The organism is Eubacterium sp. 14-2, assembly GCF_000403845.2.
In the GTDB taxonomy this organism is placed as follows: domain Bacteria; phylum Bacillota; class Clostridia; order Lachnospirales; family Lachnospiraceae; genus Petralouisia.
The window spans coordinates 608,362-627,719 of the sequence record NZ_KE159567.1 but is presented as its reverse complement, the minus strand read 5'-3'; the positions used below and the strand labels follow the sequence as shown (position 1 = coordinate 627,719).

General features: G+C 46.6%; 18 protein-coding genes and 8 tRNA genes. 2 read left to right on the top strand and 24 right to left on the bottom strand.

Features of this window, described 5'->3' with window-relative positions:
- Positions 1–41 precede the first annotated feature (41 nt).
- Positions 42–476 carry a hypothetical protein gene (locus tag C805_RS10110; protein ID WP_016213723.1) on the bottom strand — a complete coding sequence of 145 codons (435 nt, stop codon included), beginning with the start codon at positions 474–476 and terminating at the stop codon, positions 42–44.
- A gap of 35 nt (positions 477–511) precedes the next feature.
- A tRNA-Leu gene (locus tag C805_RS10105) sits at positions 512–591 on the bottom strand.
- A 149-nt stretch (positions 592–740) separates the two neighbouring features.
- Here C805_RS10105 and C805_RS25085 point away from each other — a divergent pair.
- On the top strand, positions 741–1,238 hold the full coding sequence (locus tag C805_RS25085) for a helix-turn-helix domain-containing protein (protein ID WP_016213722.1): 498 nt from the start codon (positions 741–743) through the stop codon (positions 1,236–1,238).
- 470 nt (positions 1,239–1,708) lie between these two features.
- Here C805_RS25085 and C805_RS10100 read toward each other — a convergent pair.
- The 16 genes from C805_RS10100 to C805_RS10025 form a co-directional block, all read right to left on the bottom strand.
- Positions 1,709–1,781, bottom strand: a tRNA-Lys gene (locus tag C805_RS10100).
- A gap of 17 nt (positions 1,782–1,798) precedes the next feature.
- Positions 1,799–1,870 (bottom strand) — tRNA-Gln (locus C805_RS10095).
- Positions 1,871–1,915: 45 nt separating this feature from the next.
- Positions 1,916–1,989: transfer RNA gene (locus C805_RS10090), tRNA-His, on the bottom strand.
- 8 nt (positions 1,990–1,997) lie between these two features.
- Positions 1,998–2,071 (bottom strand) — tRNA-Arg (locus C805_RS10085).
- A gap of 3 nt (positions 2,072–2,074) precedes the next feature.
- Positions 2,075–2,145, bottom strand: a tRNA-Gly gene (locus C805_RS10080).
- 7 nt (positions 2,146–2,152) lie between these two features.
- Positions 2,153–2,227 (bottom strand) — tRNA-Pro (locus tag C805_RS10075).
- Between the two features lie 141 nt (positions 2,228–2,368).
- Entirely contained in the window at positions 2,369–2,851 is a 483-nt protein-coding gene (locus tag C805_RS10070; RefSeq protein ID WP_016213721.1) for a metallophosphoesterase family protein, read from the bottom strand.
- A 4-nt stretch (positions 2,852–2,855) separates the two neighbouring features.
- The gene (locus C805_RS10065) at positions 2,856–3,461 is read right to left on the bottom strand and encodes an XTP/dITP diphosphatase (RefSeq protein WP_016213720.1); all 606 of its coding nucleotides are present in this window, start codon (positions 3,459–3,461) and stop codon (positions 2,856–2,858) included.
- A gap of 73 nt (positions 3,462–3,534) precedes the next feature.
- Positions 3,535–4,563 carry an N-acetylmuramoyl-L-alanine amidase family protein gene (locus tag C805_RS10060; protein WP_016213719.1) on the bottom strand — a complete coding sequence of 343 codons (1,029 nt, stop codon included), beginning with the start codon at positions 4,561–4,563 and terminating at the stop codon, positions 3,535–3,537.
- Positions 4,564–4,581: 18 nt separating this feature from the next.
- Complete coding sequence (locus C805_RS10055; protein WP_016213718.1) at positions 4,582–6,282, bottom strand: lectin like domain-containing protein; 1,701 nt, start codon at positions 6,280–6,282, stop codon at positions 4,582–4,584.
- Entirely contained in the window at positions 6,279–7,448 is a 1,170-nt protein-coding gene (locus tag C805_RS10050) for a THUMP domain-containing class I SAM-dependent RNA methyltransferase (protein ID WP_016213717.1), read from the bottom strand. Before C805_RS10050 ends, C805_RS10055 begins: the two co-directional genes overlap by 4 nt.
- A 94-nt stretch (positions 7,449–7,542) precedes the next feature.
- Complete coding sequence (locus tag C805_RS10045; RefSeq protein ID WP_016213716.1) at positions 7,543–7,839, bottom strand: rhodanese-like domain-containing protein; 297 nt, start codon at positions 7,837–7,839, stop codon at positions 7,543–7,545.
- A 140-nt stretch (positions 7,840–7,979) separates the two neighbouring features.
- On the bottom strand, positions 7,980–8,192 hold the full coding sequence (locus C805_RS10040) for a hypothetical protein (RefSeq protein ID WP_016213715.1): 213 nt from the start codon (positions 8,190–8,192) through the stop codon (positions 7,980–7,982).
- 373 nt (positions 8,193–8,565) lie between these two features.
- Positions 8,566–8,937: a nucleotidyltransferase domain-containing protein gene (locus C805_RS10035; RefSeq protein WP_022750930.1), complete on the bottom strand. Its 372-nt coding sequence runs from the start codon at positions 8,935–8,937 to the stop codon at positions 8,566–8,568.
- Positions 8,938–8,953: 16 nt separating this feature from the next.
- A complete protein-coding gene (locus C805_RS10030; protein WP_016213713.1) occupies positions 8,954–11,227 on the bottom strand; it encodes a cyclic nucleotide-binding domain-containing protein in 2,274 nt (757 codons plus the stop codon).
- Positions 11,228–11,252: 25 nt separating this feature from the next.
- A complete protein-coding gene (locus C805_RS10025) occupies positions 11,253–11,735 on the bottom strand; it encodes a DUF1700 domain-containing protein (RefSeq protein ID WP_016213712.1) in 483 nt (160 codons plus the stop codon).
- A gap of 179 nt (positions 11,736–11,914) precedes the next feature.
- Between C805_RS10025 and C805_RS10020 the strand changes: the two genes are divergently transcribed.
- Positions 11,915–11,988, top strand: a tRNA-Arg gene (locus C805_RS10020).
- Positions 11,989–12,128: 140 nt separating this feature from the next.
- Here the strand turns inward: C805_RS10020 and C805_RS10015 are convergent.
- From C805_RS10015 to C805_RS09990, 6 genes are all read right to left on the bottom strand, one after another.
- Entirely contained in the window at positions 12,129–14,054 is a 1,926-nt protein-coding gene (locus C805_RS10015; protein ID WP_016213711.1) for a sensor domain-containing diguanylate cyclase, read from the bottom strand.
- Positions 14,055–14,221: 167 nt separating this feature from the next.
- Positions 14,222–14,842: an ABC transporter ATP-binding protein gene (locus C805_RS10010; protein ID WP_031200895.1), complete on the bottom strand. Its 621-nt coding sequence runs from the start codon at positions 14,840–14,842 to the stop codon at positions 14,222–14,224.
- Between the two features lie 43 nt (positions 14,843–14,885).
- The gene (locus tag C805_RS10005) at positions 14,886–15,830 is read right to left on the bottom strand and encodes an ABC transporter ATP-binding protein (protein WP_016213709.1); all 945 of its coding nucleotides are present in this window, start codon (positions 15,828–15,830) and stop codon (positions 14,886–14,888) included.
- Positions 15,831–15,839: 9 nt separating this feature from the next.
- Entirely contained in the window at positions 15,840–16,679 is an 840-nt protein-coding gene (locus tag C805_RS10000; RefSeq protein WP_016213708.1) for an ABC transporter permease, read from the bottom strand.
- A complete protein-coding gene (locus tag C805_RS09995) occupies positions 16,663–17,646 on the bottom strand; it encodes an ABC transporter permease (RefSeq protein ID WP_016213707.1) in 984 nt (327 codons plus the stop codon). Before C805_RS09995 ends, C805_RS10000 begins: the two co-directional genes overlap by 17 nt.
- 4 nt (positions 17,647–17,650) lie before the next feature.
- Positions 17,651–19,264 (bottom strand): ABC transporter substrate-binding protein, encoded by a 1,614-nt coding sequence (locus C805_RS09990; protein WP_016213706.1) that lies wholly within the window; start codon positions 19,262–19,264, stop codon positions 17,651–17,653.
- Positions 19,265–19,358 lie beyond the last annotated feature (94 nt).

The following is a 19,358-nucleotide window of genomic DNA, read 5'->3' as shown; positions in this document are numbered from 1 at the left end:
ACATTCCTGCGGATTCCATTTTTTCTCTTTTTCAGCCTCTTTCAATTCCATCGTTTCAATACTACGATTTCAGCGTCGGCACCGTACGCTCCGTATTCCGATACCATAAGATATCTGTCATCAGCAGCAATTCCATAACACCTGTCGCCGCCTTTTTTATGTAACTGGTTTCCCAGATAAATTTTGTTGTCATTCCAGAACTTTACATTCTTTCCTCCTGGCAGGCTGTATTCCAGATTGATAAAGGAACCTTTCAGCGGATGTAAGTCTGTCACTTTCTCCATGTCCTGAATATCGATCCCGTTAAATGCTTCTATCAGTTTTGCTTTTAATTCACAAAAGGCCGTATTACCTTTCCGGCAGTATTCTGCAACCATACATTTTTCTCCAAAAGGCTGACCGTCTGTTTCCGAACATCCATTACAGGTTCCGTACAGTTCACATTCCGTACAGTCGACACCACAAAACGTCTTCATCCCTTTTCCTCCATATCTGCCTTACCATATACCAATGCGGATGACAGGAATCGAACCTGCACGGTCTCCCACCAGATCCTAAGTCTGGCGCGTCTGCCAGTTCCGCCACATCCGCCTGTAATTTCACTGGGAACATTTCCAGAACATTTTTGATTATAATATTGCAGATTCGGAATGTCAATATCTTATGGCAATTCTTTTGGCACGAAGCGGTTTTCTTTTATATACCATTTTTATATGTTATGTTCTTAATTGAGGTAAAAAATGACAACAGGAGAACGAATAAAAAAAATCAGACAGGAAAAAGGTCTGTTACAAAGAGAACTCGGAGAAAAGATAGGTGTTTCTCAACAGATGATAGGACAATGGGAAAATGGAAAATCAAACCCCAAGATAGAAACCATACGAAAAATAGCAGATGCTCTAAATGTACCTCATTATGAATTACTGGGATTTGATGGCAGTATCCGGGTTAATCAAACCTCCCAAAGAAAAAAGGCGAATGAAGAAACAGAAAAACTATTCATAAAGCAGGCAACCGGTGAAAAAATTACAAAAGAAGAATCTCAAAAAGTTTTTGATTACATTGAACAAATAAGAGAATCTTACGATAATCTTAGCAAGAGCATAAAAATTCTCACAAAAACAGTTGACGGGTACTTAAATGAAAATCCTCAAATGACCAGGGAAAGCATTCAGGAAATCCGAGAAAATCTTCAGACACTTACAGATATGGCACATGCCATGCCTGGCTTTTTTTGAAATCTCAGGCAATATTGACCAATAAAAACTGCGAAAATCATACATCTGACTTATCCAATATGTCTGAATACCGGAAGAACTGCTGCACTATGACAATGTAATATGCTTACCCAGGCAGCCGAAGGACGGTTCCCCATCTGCTCCGAGTCTTGCGGAAAGGAATGGGATATATGATGGTTACATACAGTGATTTATTTACTTTCGTAATTATGTTATGCGCTGTTGCTACCTTCGTTGGTAATTTCAAGCGAAAAAAAATAACCGCCCTGGCTCTGGCAAAAGTTAGGCGGTTATCTTTGTAATTTATTAACTTTAATTCGCCGGGGCAGATAGGTGCTGGCTATCTGTCGGCTGTCTTGCTAAGCATATTATATCTCAGATACAGGGATTTATCAACCCTGAAAATAAAAAAACACCCCGGCATGGAGTGCTTTCTTTTCCGAAACGCCCGCTTTGCGGGCTTCCAAAAATGAGACATCGGGGATTCGAACCCCGGACAACTTGATTAAAAGTCAAGTGCTCTACCAACTGAGCTAATATCCCATACATATATGACAAAACTGGGCTAGCTGGATTTGAACCAGCGAATGCAGGAGTCAAAGTCCTGTGCCTTACCGCTTGGCGATAGCCCATCAATTCTACCTGTACTCTGCAAACAGCCCATTAATTTCATAAAAGGTGGATACAGGGATTCGAACCCTGGGCCTCCAGAGCCACAATCTGGCGCGCTAACCAACTGCGCTATACCCACCATATAAATGTGCTCGAAGGGATTCGAACCCCCGACCCACGGCTTAGAAGGCCGTTGCTCTATCCAGCTGAGCTACGAACACATAAGCGGGTGATGGGAATCGAACCCACGTATCCAGCTTGGAAGGCTGGTGTTCTACCATTGAACTACACCCGCGTATAAATCGGGGTGACAGGATTCGAACCTGCGGCCTCCTGGTCCCAAACCAGGCGCTCTAGCCAAGCTGAGCCACACCCCGACGACAACCTCTCTGTGTCGTCATAACGCAAGATATATTATATGCGAGATGGAATGAAATGTCAATAACTTTTTTCTTTTTTTTACATTTTTCCTGTAACAGTCCGAAACCATGGTACTGCATTCTTCCAAAACAGGTCTGTCAGGTCAGATATTCGATACGAAAATGAGCCTCACCCGCCTCATCAAGTTCCATTACAGCATAAGAAGGCTTCCGCCCCTCCTGTCTGGGATATGAAATACTGCCGGGATTCAGCGTGACAATCCCTCTGCTGTAATCCAGCACAGGCCGATGGATATGGCCGAACATCACAACGTCCATGCCTCTTCCCACAGCCTCTTTTTTCAGATCCTCAATTCCCATGGCAACATAGTAGTAATGTCCGTGGGTAATCAGCACTTTATATTTTCCAATCTGCAGTTCTTTTTCCCTCTCCAGGTCAGAAAAAAAATCATTGTTGCCGGAAACGATTTCCAGAGGGCATCCGGCCAGTTCTGCTATGTAATCCTCATATCCCTCCGCATCTCCCAGATGTATCATCATATCAATGGGTTTCAGCTTCCTCAGAACTTGCACCAGATTCTCATGCTTTTTATGTGTATCACTGACAATCAAAATTTTCATAAACTCATCCCTGTCTGTCCAATAACTTTTCCTTCATGGCACGAAGCGCCTTTCCCCTGTGGCTCAGCTTATTTTTTGCTTCCATGGAAAGCTGAGCAGTAGAACACTGAAATTCATCCACATAAAAAATCGGATCGTAGCCGAATCCGTTCTCTCCTGCCGGCTCCCATCCAATATAGCCTTCAATGGTCCCTCTGGTAACACAGGTGGAGCCATCGGGGAAAACTGCCGCTATCGTGCATACAAACCGGGCAGTCCGCTGCTCTTTCGGTACCCCCTCCAGACGGTCTATGATATTCTGATTCTTAATCTCGTAGGAAGTATCTTCTCCCAGATACCTTGCGGAATAAATTCCCGGCTCTTTATTCAGATAATCCACTTCCAGCCCGGAATCATCTGCCAGTACCACCGTGTCCTCCTCCTGAACCTCCGCCGCTGCTGCAGCGGCTTTAATCAGGGCATTTTCCTCGAATGTTTTTCCGTCCTCCACAATATCAGCCTGGATTCCCGCCTCTTTCATGGACAGAATTTCCACGCCCAAATCTGACAAAATCTCACGGATTTCTTTTATTTTCCCCTGATTTCCCGTTGCAAATATAATTTTTTTCATACTGAATCCTGTCCTCCTGTGCTGTATCAGCAAATTTAAACTCACAGACGTATCACCTGCGTTCCCCTGTATTTCAGTAACCCTCATCCAGTGCGCGCATAATGGCGTTGTAAATCCCCTGGGCTGCCTGTTTCTGATATTCCGGGGAATTCAGTTTGTTCAGTTCTTCCTGGTTGGTCATAAAGCCCACTTCTATCAATGCTGTGGGCACTTCATTATTTCTTATGATATAAATACCATTTCCATGCGTCAGGCCATTGTTTTTACTGCCCATGGCGCCGGTGATTTCCTCCAGGCAAATCTGGGCAAGATGTTTGCTGCTCAGCCCCTCTTCTTCTTTCAGTTCATCATACATAACCTCTGTTCCATTATAGGACGACATCTGGCCGTCTGTAGTGGAATTGCTGTGCACACTGATATAGAGATTGGCCTCTGACTTTCCGCCAAGCTGTGCCCTCTGCTCAAATGTGGGGTTTGTATCTTCTGTTCTGGTATAATACACACCAATATTTCTGTCATTTTTGTCCAGCAGTTCTTTTAACTGCAGTACAATGGCAAGATTGATGTCTTTTTCCATGATTTCCTGTTTGATAGCTCCCGGAGCGCCGCCTCCGTGGCCTGCGTCAATCACAACAACTTTGTCGTACACCTGCTGAGGCGTCAGAAAGTCCACATAAAGGTAACTTCCTGTCACTGTGGTTTTTACTTCATAAACCGCGTCCATGGTAATCTCGATCACACCGCTTTCCATATACAAATCATTGATGTGATTGCTTCTTCCCAGCAGGGGATGACTGGTAAAATAATCTTTTTCCACTCCCGGAATTTCAATGGTAATTAACTGTCTGACATAATTATTTTCTATGGAAATATCCTGCTCTGTCATACCAGACGGAATTTCCACGCGAAGCTGCTGGCGGAAATTGATGTCCTCTTCCTCCTCTGCCTGCTCGGTATAATAGGCAAGCATCTGAAGCTCTGACATCTGTTCCCGCTTTTCCTCCCGCTTGTTGATTTCGGAAAAAGGCCTCAGAGCCACCAGAGCCGTGACAATCAGAACTGCCAGGGTCAGCGATGATATTTTCAGTATTTTTTCTTCCATATTGCCTCTTCTGTTTTTCTATTGACGGTCACTGTATACTTTCAGGCACAGATTGCAGTCCTGATTTTCCTCTGCACTCTCCCATTTTTTTCCATTGGAACTGATATATCCCTCCCCGTCTGTGAGGTCCACATCAGCGGTCATTTCATCTGCCCTGTATTCCACTGCCATGGGATGTACGGAGCCCGGTGTTGTGATAAAAAGCACTACGGCATATTTCTGCCCCTTTTTCACCCTGCATTCTTTCTCAAATTCTATGGTATAATATCCGGCGTTGGTCAGGCTTCCTTCCGCCACTTTCACACGCTTTTCCAGAGAATCCTTATTTTCAAATTCCTTTACCACATACAGCTCATAGGAGGTTTCTTTTCCGGTGGCATAAAATCCTGCTGCTTTCAGTATTTCATCTGACCGGGCAGTGTATACATTTGCCCCGTAAACGCTGTCTTTCTCATAACCGAGCTGTCCCACCCAGCCGCAAAGATCAGACTGGTAAATGCTGTCATAATTATCTGCTTCCTGAATTCCCGTATAGACAACGCTGTGCAGCCCGATATTCACATCATAATAGGAAACGTAAAATACACCTTCATCTCCAAATGCTTTTCCCCAGCTGTTCTGACACAGAAAAGCTCCATCGCCTTCCACTTCCAGATTGAAATTTTCTCCGGGATAACTGTCATCCCAGCCGATTATCATAATTTCATGATTAGGCTTCTCCGCCCCCATATAACAGTATGCGTGATGTTCTTCATTGTAATAATCAGAATCGGAACCGTCCAGTGCGCTGTAAATGGCTGTCTGCACCCCTCCGTATTTAAACACAGATTCTTTGATTTTTTCAAAATCTTTTCCATCCGGAAGCTGTACCTCCTGCACGTGTTTCACAGGCTCCAGCCCCTCTGCGGAAACTCCGTCTCCGTATGGGTCGTCTTTTTCATTTACCGGTCCCTGCCAGGCGGTGAGATAGGCCATGCCCATGGTATATTCTCCTCCGTCTGCCTGTTCCAGCACGAAACTGTTCTGAATGGACATATGATCCGGAGAAAATTCAAATTCTTCTTCCGGCAGCAGGGTGGATTCCATGGCCGACAGCGCGGCAAAGGCCCAGCAGGTTCCGTAATGGCCCTGGTCTTTTACTTCCGGGGCCCGATGCCTTTCCCGTAAATCATAGGCCAGAGGCAGGTTTCCCCCCTCTTCTGCGGTATTAACCGCAATGGCCTGATTTTCCTCAATATTCCAATTATAATTAAAATTCAACTTTTCTGCAACTGTTTTCGCTGCTACATAGTATTCTCCGTCTCTGTACGTCATAGGTGAGGAAATTTTTTCTTTTTTGCTGTTGACCTCCACTGTTTCCTGGTCTAACTGAAACTTTACCACATCAGAGCGTTTTTCCAGTACGAGTTTTTCCCCCTCATACAGATGAGCGCTGCAGTTAAAGCTGTCCCTCAGCTCTGAAAACGGAATCATAATATTCAGATTTTCATCCATATAAATTCCGTGATCCTTACTGGTCAGCTCCCGGTTATCCACCAGAACCGTAAGATGCTTCTCGTTGACGCTTTCTGCAATCAGCGGATTCCATACCTCCTGTTTCAGACGGGCGCCCCGAAAAGGCTCCACTTTTTCATTTTTTCCGCCGTCACCGGCAAATTTAAACAGCACCGCAAGCAAAAGTATTACGGCCATCACCAGATATTTTCCTGACTGTCTCACTCAGATACCTCTTCCCTGTGGCTGCGGTTCCGTCTGGGTGGTTTCGGCCCCTGGAACTGGTAAAAATATGTTTTCAGCATTCCATTGTAAATTTTTCGGTTTCTGTCAGCCTTTTTCCCGATGTAACGCTCCGCATCCTCGTAGCCCGTGAGCAGATATGCAGACCAGCAATCCAGGCGGTTCATGGCCTGACCGATTTCTTTATAAAGAGCCGGCAGCACTTCCTCTTTCATGCGTTCTCCGTAAGGGGGATTTGCAATGAGAAATCCATACTTTTTCGGATGGCTCAGTTCTCTGACCGGACGCTGCTGAAAATGAATCAGGTGATCCACGCCTGCCCGTCTGGCATTGTCTCTGGCCGCCCTTATAATTTCTCCGTCAATATCATATCCCTGAATATCCGTTGCAACTTCCCGGTTTATCAGGTCATTTGCCTCTTCCACACTTTCCTGCCATAATTCAGGCTCTATCAGATTTGTCCAGGTCTGGGCCGTAAATCTGCGGTTCATCCCCGGTGCAATGTTCGCGGCCATCATGGCGGCTTCTATGGGAAAAGTCCCGCTTCCGCAGAAAGGATCCACCAGAATCCGGTCGCCTTTCCAGGGCGTCAGCAGCAGCAGCGCTGCCGCCAGAGTCTCCGTAACAGGAGCTTTGCTGACCAGCGTGCGATACCCCCGCTTATGCAGGGAATCCCCGGAGGTGTCAATGGCCACCGTTACTTCATCTTTCATCAGAAACAGCCGCAATGGATACTCCGCTCCCGTCTCCGGAAACCACTCGGTATGGTATTTCTGTTTCAGGCGTTCCACCATGGCCTTTTTTACAACAGACTGAATATCCGAAGGGCTGAACAGTTTACTTTTGATGGAGGACGCTTTCGCTGCCCAGAACTTTCCATCTTCCGGTATATAATCTTCCCAGGGAATACTCCGGATTCCCTGAAATAATTCTTCAAAGGTCTCTGCATGGAACTGCCCTGTTTTCAGAAGAACCCGCTCACTGGTGCGCAGAAAAATATTTGCGCGGCAGACAGCTTCTCCGTCCCCTTCAAAAGTCACCCGTCCATCTTCGACTTTCAGGATTTCATACCCCAGGTCATATATCTCTTTTTTCAGAACTGCCTCCAGTCCAAAATGACAGGGGGCGATTAATTCGTATGTTTTCATTCTTTTTCTCCAGACCGGCCCTGACTGTATTCCATAAATATGCCGGAAGGGCCTAAGACTATATTATCTTCTCACCTTCCGGCTGTCAATCATTTTATGGTTTTTGCAATACCGCCTGGATGCCGCCCACTAAAGTGGCAGTCCGGTAACCGTCCCTGCTCATCTCCCTGGCTGCCATCAGGCTGCTGGAGCCTCTGTCGCAGTAAAGAACGTACAGTTTATCTTTTGGCAGATATTTTCGGTACATTTCCAGTTCTTCATAAGGAATATTTCTGGCTCCTTCCACATGAACCTCTTCAAATTCCTCTTTACTGCGCAAATCAATCACCCAGGTGTCGGGGCGTTTGCGGTATTCATTAAACTGCCGTATATTGATTGTCTGAAATTCCATAACTTCACCCCTTCAGAATATAACCAGAACAAACATGCCCTTTCCTGTAGAAAGAAAAAGATAAAAACAGATTACCGGAACCATTTCCGATAATCTGTTTTACATTATTATACTATGCAGTTTTTCGCTTTTTGTACCGACTACTTTCCGTAGGTGTCCCGGCAGTCAGATCCGCTGGCATCGGAAGCCTTGTTGGAAGACTTATTCTGAGAAGAAGAATTCTTCGTGCTGTTCTGGGAAGAAGAATTCTTTGTACTGTTCTGAGAATATGCATTTTTGGTGCTGTTCTTCATGTTTCCGGATTCATTGGTTCCATTTGTGCTTTTGTTCTGCATATCACTGTTTTTTGCCATTATATTTTCCTCCTAATCATTTACTGCTTTCATAGTATCTGATAAAGGCCGATTTTTTATGCAGAAAATTTTTTTGAATTTTTTTAAATTTTATCTTGCATTTTACGACAGATTGTATTATAATCCTATTTGTAAGAAGGATTTCACCTTCAGGAATTCTTTTTATAAGTTATACCCCTTATTAATTATTTATACTCCCCTCATAGAAGAGGCCAGTGGCTCCCCCGCTGGTCTTTTCTTTTTGTATTAATATTATAAAAAAGAATCCTGCATTGCAGGATTCTCCGCCTGCGGCGGGTCGCTTTCGCAACATATTTCTTTTCCGCCGCAGTGCGATAATTATTTTCTCTTATAGGAAATCCAACGGAATTTCCTATAAGAGAACAAAGTGGGCAGGGTGTACAGGCATCGGGCAATATCCAGCATCCAGCGTCAGCATACCACCCTCAAATAACCGATAATATGAATTACCCGGCTCTTTTTCAGACATTGTCTGACGAAGATTTACCAGCTTTTGCGCCTGTTCTTCCGATATCTGCCTGTCAGTTAAGACCAGAATATCAATATCGCTCCATCCTGGTCTGAAATCATCCAGCACCAGAGAGCCATACAAATAAACTGACGGTTCACAGTCTGACAAAATGCTGTGGATTTCATGGGTCATCTTATTTATGGCTTTCTGACGCTGGCAGCGTTCAGAACCTGTTTCCTTCTGTTCCCACATTTCTTCTCTTTTATCCGACATCTTTCCTGTTCATCGCCTACATATCATAAAAGTCCTTATTCGCCTGCAGTTCCTCCGTAATCACGCCGCCTTTTTTCTGGTAACGGTCATACCACAGTATCATATGACGGGCTTTCCGGTCTTTGAGAATTTCGTACTTTTCAAACATCTCACGGTACATGGGGTTCACCTTCAGTTCTGCCCGAATGGTTTTATTAAAAGGACAGTACCGGAAAATAATATCCCTGGACACTTTATTCAGACGGAAACTTCCTTTGGACTCATAGCGAATCCAGCTCTGGTAATCCTTGACAAACACTTCACGGAAATTATTTTTGGACTTATACAGGGCATTTTTCACCTTTTCCTTGGCATCTGCAGACAGGTCATGGTTCTTCCGGTAATACTGGATATAATCGTTGTATTCTGAAGTAAGAGAAGCCTCTGTAATGTCGTTCCAGCGCACGCCCTGAATCTTCCTGCACATCTCCCAGCGGAACCGCCCGCAGACTTCCACCATCAGCTCGCCCACGTCTGCAACGGTGAGAATGGGGAAAATAAACCTTGCCCGAGTATCCTTCTTGATGCCTGCTGTCTCCTGCCACATCATGGCCTTGCTTCCTGCATTAGGCATAAGAATAATATTGGGCAGCACTTCTTTCTGTATCATCTCCATATTGACTTCGTGTTCCGGATCCGAGAACCCCACTTCCCGGAAAAACAGAGAAAAATCAATTTTTCGTATTTCATCCATGGCGCCATTTGCTTTTTCTGCTGTAACCAGCATGTTTTCCGGGGTACCGATAATATCGTCCTTATACAGAATGGGACAGAATGTGGAAATCTTGCCGTAGGTTGCCCGGTTGGTGGATACGAACATATTCTGCAGCTCAAACCGCACTTTGGCTTTGTTGTCCTTTGCCAGCAGCGGTACCTGATCGGCTGTAATATTTCCGGTCTTCTTCTGTTCATTGAGATGACCGGTGTAATCCATGTCAAATTCATTTCTGGAAGGTTCATTCTCTCCCCGGTACACACTCAGCAGCCATTCATAGATCGTAAACACATTCTCCGCCCTGCAGCGGCGGATTCTTCCGGCTATTTCAAAGAGGCTGCGGGTATTGTCCGTTCCGGCAAGCTCCTCGTCCATAAAGCCAAAATTCAGAAACATCTTCACGGAAGTCGGCATATATCCCCCTTCCAGGGAACGGAAAAATACCAGTTCATATATGTGGTAAAAGTCATCTGTAATCTTTCGGCGCAGTTTGCGCACATCATCGGTGGTAGCCAGAATATCCGGCAGATTTTTGTACTCATTAAGAGAATTCCGAAAACTTTCCTTCCTCTTTTCTTCGCAGCCGGAATATTCCAGAATCTGAGTCAGATAATCTATGCCTTCCTCGTAGGGCTCCACTGCTTCATCCTCTGACTCTCCGGAACTGCTCCGTACCAGCTGGCTGAAATCGAATCCTTTATACTCCGCAAAGCCGGCATTCATCATCTGTTCGGAAAACAGGCCGCTCTTTGCGGCAAAATCCATCAGTTCGGAAATTTTTCCCTGTATGGGTTCAATATCCCGTCCGAATGCCGCAGCCTTTTTCGCCAGTTCAAAATACATCTGGAACAGATTCGTACCCTCAGCGGACAGAAGCAGCTCTTTATTCGTTTTCAGATACCCCTTCAGCACAGAGATTAACTCCATGGTTTTTCGCATCCAGACCACTGCGTTAAAAACAGCTCCGGTTCCCAGCACATAATCCCTTGCCAGATGCTGATCCATGGCTTTCAGAGACAGGCCGGACATCCGCTCGTAATATTCTCTGGTCCAGGGCGCAATCTGTTCCGGCAGCGACACCGGCCCCACAGAATCCATGGCCGGAAACTGCTTCTCCGGCAATTCCATATCTTTGCACAGCTTCTGATACGCCCGGTAACTTCCCATCAGAAACCTGTAATACTCCTGACATTTCCTGCCGCTGAGCATATACCTGCGCATCAGCATGGACGTCTGGTGCATGGCCCCCATGGCAAATACCGCCACATATTTTTCTTCTTCTGCAAATATTTTTTTATAATCTTCTGTGGAATTATACGGAAATGCATACAAAACACAGTCTGTATTGGCCACATAATTGCACATATACGTTCCGCTAAGGCTTTCCAGCATACCGATAATACTTCCGGCCTCCATATCAAATTCGTCATTCTCCAAGACAGCCCGAACGCTTCCCTGTAAAATGATATACAAACCTTTCAGCCTGTCTCCTTTTTTCAAAAAATGTTTTCCTCTGCTAACTTTTACTGTTTCCATGTACTCCTCCTGTATTTCAAATCCACTAACGCCTGCCCCCGAAAAACAGGGAATAAAGCAGAAGCAATAATATAACGGGCACCAGAATCGGAAGCAGGAACGCCACCACATTTGCTACAATTACAATGATAAGAACCGCCGCCAGAACCAGCAGCAGTTTTCCGTACCAGCTGTTCAGTTTCAGTCCGCCGAACCGTACATCCCATCCGCCCTGTTCAGAATAATCCGCTCGAAATCCCCGGCCGGACTGTTCCTTCCGCTGTCCGTAATCCTCTGAATAATACTGGCTTCCCTCCCCGGCTCCAAATTTCCCGGTGGTATCAATCAATGTTTTGGCAATCAGCCTTGGATTGCCGAGACGGGCAGTTACTTCTTCCTCACTCTGTCCTTTCCTGGCTTCCTCCCTGATGTAATTATCATAATATGTTATGTTTTCGTTGATTGCCGCCTGATCCAGCTCTCCCTGCAGGGCAATCTGCAATTCATGTAAAAATTCCTGTTTTGTCATGAAAGCTCTCCTGTTTTCCTGTTTGTACACTCCATTCAATATTTTTATCAACTATTTATCATTCTATCACACTATACTTTTTTTTTCACCATTTTTCCCAAATTTTTTTCAAAAAATCTATTGACAAATTCCCGAAACTGGAGTAAGATATAAAACGTTCAATCGAATATTTACAATATGTGTGTGTAGCTCAGCTGGATAGAGCACTTGGCTACGGACCAAGGTGTCGGGAGTTCGAATCTTCTCACGCACGTGAAAAAACTCATGAGAATCATCTCATGGGTTTTTTATTATTCTATCAGGAAGGATCAGGAAGGCATTTTCACGCTAAAGTGTGAAAATGCCTTCCTGATAGAATAATAAATAATATGCGCACTCGTGGAATCTGTTCCGTTAAGTACCGGAACCCTTATATTCCGTATAACATCCCTTTGTATCGCGTTTCACCTCATAAAGGGCCTCGTCTGCCCGGTTCAGCAGCTCCTCCACATTGAGATTGGGATCTGCTGTACAGGCAAAACCGGCGGAAGCTCCTATGGTCAGTGATTTTCCTGCTGACATGGTAACCCGGTATCTTTTCAGTATATGATAAAAACTGTTCAGCAGTTTCACAATTTCCTCTTTGTCCTGGCAGCCAAAAATCATCATGCAGAATTCATCTCCGGAACGCCTGGATGGCATCACATGCCTGGAAGGCATGGACTGCATAACAGAGGCAAAGCTCTGCAGGTATTTATCTCCGGCAGCATGGCCGAAGTTGTCATTGATACCCTTAAAATAATCCAGATCCAGCATAACCACAGCACAGATTTCTCCCTCCTGCATTTTCTCCAGAATTTCTGCGGCCCGCTGTTTGAAATAAGAATATTTATACAGACCAGTCAGGGCGTCATGGGTATTTTCATACTGCATCTGTTTCTTTTCCATGATGTATCCGGTCACATCAGTAACTACTCCCAGGCATCTCTGTTCCGATTCTTTTCTGTGTATCCGGATATATTTCAGACTGTTAATCTGAAACACATTCTGTTCTCCCTCCAGAGGATGTTCCGTTATGTTATGAATATACCGCTCAAACAGTGCGGAATTTCCATAAAGCTCCCCGGCGCTCTGGGCCGGAATATCCAACAGTTCCCGCAGGCCTGACGTTACAAATACGTGATTAATTTCTTTTTCATATTCAAAAGCTGCCAGGGGTACGCCGCTGATTTCAATGATAGCAGAAATACGGTCAGAACTGTTTATAATACTTTTTACCATGGTATTGATTCCCTGGCTCAGTTTTTCAAATTCCTGATTTCCTCCTACTTCCACGGTGGTATCCAGATTTCCGTTGGTAATCACGGACAATCCTCCAATGATAGCATGGATTCCATTCACCACTTTATCTTTAACCAGATAATTCAGAAGAAAAATAACCACTGCTTCTATCAAGATCAGATATGCCAGGGTGTTGAACATGCTTTCCATGAGTTTCCGATACAGCACCGATCCTGGCAGCGCCGCACAGAGCAGCATACCTTCATAGGTCCTGGAAGCCACAAACATGATCTCCCCGTCTTTTCCTTCCTTATATGCACCCTGGGCGCATTCCTCCACTTCCTGCAGCTGATAACAGGGTGCATCAAATTCCTGTTCCATTCCGCCGGAATGGCCTGCAATCTCTCCGGTAACAGTATCTATGGCAAAAATTTCCTCTCCTTCATCTGTGGGAAACCTTGAAAAAATATACTCACAGGTATTCCTGGACCGGGCCTCTATCTGGCGAACCGGCTCAAATCCCACCTGCACAATGCCTTTCTGGCCTTTCCTGGCAATTCCCACATATTTCATCATTTTCCCAATGGCTGCATTGGGCTGCATTTCCTGAATCAGATAAGCATCCTCATCATCGCTTTCCAGAATCTGCAGAAATTCCCTGGTCTGCTTATGGTCGGCCATATCCATGCCCACATAGGCGGCTACCGAGGCAGACACGATAATTCCATTTTCATCTATAATATGCAGCTCATCCACATTGAGCAGTTTAGCCAGATACTGCATTTCGGAAACATTTTTTGCTACTTCCTCCTGCCTGTCAAAGATATAGGCGGCAGCCCTGACCCTGGTAAGATAATCCAGATCCAGGTTTTTATTCATAATTTCCAGCTCTGACTGATTATTTTCCAGAATATGAATTACCTGTTCCATCTTGGCACGAAAAGCATTCAGCTGCTGAGATTTCAGGCTGTGCAGCGTATACAGTGTATTTATGGATAAAATCAGAAACACAGCTGCTGTCATAATCGCAAAGGTATATTTGATAAAAGTTTTCTGCATGTAAGTCCCTCCTGCCTGCGCAGTCAATGGTTGCATTTTAACTTATTCCTTCTAATTATAACTTATATTATGCTGAAAAAAGTTTCATTTTTTCACAAAACAGTATCAGTTTTTAACATGATATCATGTTAAATGATTTCTTTGCTTTCCGCCCCGGAATAATAACATCATCCAAACATTCCATCTGCTTCCGGTAATTTTATAATTCTGGTACAGACTTTTTCCGCCAGAGCCGGATTATGGGTAATGACCAGCATACCCAGATTCCGTTTTTCAGCCTCCGTAAGAAGCACTTCCCAGATTTGTGCCTGGGTAATGGCATCCAGCATGGTACTGATTTCATCACAAATCAGAAATTCAGTTTCCGGCCCAAGAACCCGCGCAATGCAGAAACGCTGTAACTCTCCGCCGGACAGCTCAATGGGCCACCGCTCCATCCATCCTTCTTCCATACCCATACGTTTTAACAGTTCCTCTTCGGGCTCCTGACATTCCCGGAGGATTTTCTTCATTTTCCACCGGGGATTCACCGCCTGCTCCGGGTGCTGGGAAATCATCTGAACCGGACAGTAACCGGACAGGGGCAGAGGCTTCCCTTTCCACAGCACCTCTCCCTGTTCCGGTTTTAAGTAACCCGCCAGTATTTTTGACAGGGTGGTCTTTCCATGGCCGGAAGGCCCCACCAGACCTGCCCGCTCTCCCGCTGCCACCTTAAGATTTATATTCTTAAGAATCCAGGGAGAATTCCGGTGATACCGGAAGCTGATATTCCTGGCCTCCAGCAGAATCTGTCCTGCTGCGGAACTGTCTTTTTCTGTGGTACCATCTGTATTATTCTGCATGGATACACCTCACTTCCCCGCCCCGCAGAGGGCGCATTTCTATTCTTCCCTTACAGTCCTCCCTCCGTTCCGGGCAGCGTTCTGCAAACAGACAGCCTTCCGGAAGATTTCCTCCCCAAGGCTGTGTTCCCGCTATGGGCTTAAACTCATTCCCAGGCATTGCCTGCAAAAATGCCTGACTGTAGGGATGACGCAAAGCTCCTTTTTTCCTGAAATCCCCGGCCGGGGCAATTTCCAGTATGGTTCCCGCATAAAACATGGCCACCCGGTCTGCCGCCTGCAGGGCCAGATCCAGATCATGGGTTATCAGCAGTATTGCACATCCTTCTTCCGCCAGTTCCCGGAAATTCTGAAAGGTTTCTCTGGCCAGTTCTTCCTGCAGCCCCGGTGTGGGCTCATCTGCCACAATCAGTCTGGCCCGGTGCATGACTGCTCCTGCAATCAGCACCCGCCGGGCCATGCCCCCGGACAGCTGATGTGGATACCGGTCTGCTGCCTCCCGCTCCAGATGATACCGCTCAAAAACCTGATACACTTTCTCTCTTACCTGCTGCTTTTCTTTTCGGGGACAGACCCCGGCCACCTGTTTTCCCACTTTCATCAGGGGATCCAGATACTCTACAGACTGGGGAATAAAGGAAATCTCCCGGCCCCGCAGCTTTTTCTGTAAGGAGGCATAAAGACTCTGACCGCAGAATTCCATCCTGCCTGACACTCTGGCGTTTCCAGGGAGAATTCCCAGTATCCCGTGAGCCAGCAAACTTTTGCCGGACCCGCTGGCTCCCGCTACTGCCACAATCTCTCCGGCGGAAACTGTCAGGGAAAGGTCATGGACCAGCTCCAGTTCCCGGCGCTTCATCCCCCGGTCATACCTGTCAAAGGAAATGCTCAGATTTTCCACTTTTAACACAGGTTGTTTTTCTCTGTTTTCCATGCAATCCTCCTATTCATTTCCGCTGTTTGGATTCAGCAGGCGTTTCAGATTTTCTCCTGCCATATCAAACAGTATTACCGCAAACAAAAGCATCAGTCCCGGAAATACGGCCATCCACCATTTTCCGGCAGCAATATGCTGCATGGACTCTGACAGAATCACACCGATGGCGGGCACTTCCGGAGAAAACCCGAATCCCAGGAAAGTAATGGCCGCCTCATGCATAATGGCATGAGGGAACAGCAGCACCACTCCAATCAGATATACCGGCAGCACCTGCGGTACCATATGTTCTCGTGCCACCTGCAGCCAGGTTTTCCCCATGCGGTAAGAAGCCTGTACATACTGTGCGTTTCGAACCTGAAGCACTTCTCCCCGCACCAGTCTTGTCAGCTCCGGCCAATGGGTCAGGGCAACGGCTGCTGTCACTCCCGTTCCTCCTCTGCCCATCATAAAAGAAATCAGAATCAGCAGAATCAGATGGGGAATCCCCATACACAGATCCACGCACCAGTTCACAAACCTGTCTGTCCAGCCCCCTCTCAGCGCTGCTGCCACCCCGAATACCAGAGCAAGCAGAGAGCTGACCGCCGAGGCCAGAATCCCGATAACAATACTGTTAGACAGCCCTCTGACACTCCGGAAAAACATATCCCTTCCCATATGGTCAGTACCAAAAAGATGTTCCGGACAGGGAGAGATGAATTTTGCCTGATAGTCCACGCCATAGCTTTCCGGGCTGATACACAGTCCCGCCGCAAGACAGACTGCCAGATACAGAAAGGCTCCTGTTACAGCCCACAGTGTTTTTCTTCTCCGGTTCCAGAATTTTTCAGTTTTTCTGTTCATGTGAAACACCCTCCCTGATTCTGGGGTCCAGGATTCCATACAGCACATTTGCAATAAGGTTCCCGGCAAATACAAAAACCGCGCTGAATATGGCAATGCCCAGCAGCAGCGGCACATCCCCGCCAAGCCCCGCCGCTGTCACAGCGCTTCCAATTCCCGGATAGGAAAATACGGACTCTGCCAGTGCAATTCCGCCGAACAGCTCGCTGAAGGAAGCAAACTGTACCGTAACTGCGGGAATGGCAATATTCCTCATTCCATGACGCTTTAAAATCTGCCAGGTATTTTCCCCTCTTGTCCTTGCATAGAGTATAAACTCACTGTCAAAAAGTTCCAGTAATTTCTGTCTGGTATACAATGTGATTTTCCCGATGCCCAGAATACTCAGGGTAACTGCCGGCAGAACAAGATGGTGCAGCCGATCTCCCAGCGTCACCTCCGGGGCTGCTTTTCCCATGGGCGCCGCAAGCCCAATGGGAAACCAGCCCAGATTTACAGCAAAAACACTGAGCATGAGAAGGCCCACCCAAAAGGTGGGCGCAGACTGAAACACCAGACAGCATGTTTTTATGATTTTATCCGGCAGTTTTCCTTTCAGGACTGCTGCCAGAATGCCCAGCCCAAATCCCAGAATGCCGGAACAGCTCCAGGCAATCAGAATCAGCGCCAGAGAATACTGAAACCGCTCCTTTATCACAGTCAACACCGGCTGTTTGTATACAATGGATTCTCCGAAATCTCCATGGAGCACATTGTCTGCCCAGGTGAAAAACCGCTCCATGGGCGGGTCGTTCAGGCCCCAGTATTCTGCAATCTCCTCTTTTGCTTCCTCCGATATGGTGGAACTGGTTCCTATGTAAGCAGTCAGCGGGTCCATGGGTGCATGAGAAACCATGAGAAATGCAATGATACTTATGGCAATCAGCAATGTTATCATGCGCAGCATTGTCATACATAATTTTTTCATGTTTTTATCCTTTTCTGATTTTCCAATCTTTCATGTTACAGATTATGGGAATTCCGTGTCCATGAGGATGGGGAATCTGGGTGTCTTTGGAAATATCCAGCCGGTCGCTGACAAAATAGCAATGTTCGATATTTACCAGAAACAGCCAGGGGTAATCTTTTGCGTAAGCTGCCTGGGCTTCTTTCCAGAGCGATACCGCTTCTTCCTGACTTCCGGCAGAAACAGCCTCCGTCATCAGCCTGTCCACCTCTTCATTCCGGTACCCGTTGGTATTGCTGTAAGCCTGCCTGGTGAAATGTTCCGACCGAAACAGGCTGTCGATTACCATGGGGCTGTACTGTCCATAGCCCCAGACCACGCCCTGGCTGTACGCCTTTTTTGTAATTTCATCCCAGGTGGTCTGTTTTACCTCTATGGAAATTCCAAGCTGTTTTACGTTCTCCGCCACGGCCGCGGCCAGCATATAGCGGTCCTGTTCGTCAGAGGGGGTATAGACCTCAAACTGACAGGGCACCCCGTCTTTTTCCCGGATTCCGTCTCCGTCCTGATCCCGCCATCCTGCTTCTTCCAGCAGCTTCCTGGCTTCCTCCACCTGAGAGTCCTCATACATTTTCGTATTTCCCCAGACCAGGTTGTCTGTCCAGCCCTGGGCAGGCTTTCCAATCCCGTTAAATGCATGGTCAATCACTTCCTGCCGGTTAATGCCGATGGACAGGGCCTTTCTCACTGCCAGGTCCGACGTGACTTTATTTCCCACTTCTTCCTGCTTCCCGTCGGCAGTGGTAATCACGTCCGGTTCCCGGCAGGGAAGGCTGATATTCCGCACGTCCATGGTTTCCAGCTTTTCCACATGCATGCCTTCCAGGGTTTCTCCTGCCCAGGCAGGCTGTACCATTACCACATCCAGCTGCCCGGATCTGGCATTGGAAAAGGCCGCTTCGTTGTCCATATCCACAAAGGTCACACGGCCAATTTCCGGCGCTCCCTCAAAATAACTTTCGTTGGCCTCCACAATCAGCTGCTGCTCCGTATCGTACTGGATCACTTTCCAGGGCCCGGTTCCCACAGGCATCCTGTCATAGGTTTCACTGTCATACCCGTCGGAAGGCACAATTCCAAGCTGGGCGGTAGTGTCCAGAAATGGTGAAAAAGGCTCTTTCAGGGTAAACTGCACCGTAGTGTCATCCAGGGCTTTTACTTCTTTCAGCCTGGAAAGATCCACTTTTTCATTCTGTCCCTGATTTGCCATTACTGTTTCATAGGTAAATACCACGTCCTCTGCTGTAAAATCCGTACCGTCCTGAAACCGGATTCCTTCTTTCAGCCTGTAGGTATAGACCAGGGAATCCTCGGAAATCTCCCAGCTTTCAGCCAGATCTCCCTCATATTCCGAATCAGCATTTACCCGTACCAGGCCATTGTTGATAAAATCATATCCATAAGCAAATCCGCCCTTTACCGGGTCCAGGGAACCATCCCAGAATCCATGGCCCACATAGCAGACAATGGCATTTTCATCGCCTGCTGTATTCCCTTTTTCTTCCGGTTTCTGTTCCCCTCCGCAGCCTGCCAGCAGCAGAACCAGCCAGCAAAGCAGAAGCAGTCTTTTCCTTTTCATATATTTTCCTCCTGTACTTAAACTCATAATTCAGACATGGTTTATGCTACCACAGAAAAAAAGAAGGCGGAAGCCCCCTGGGGGGTCTTTCCAC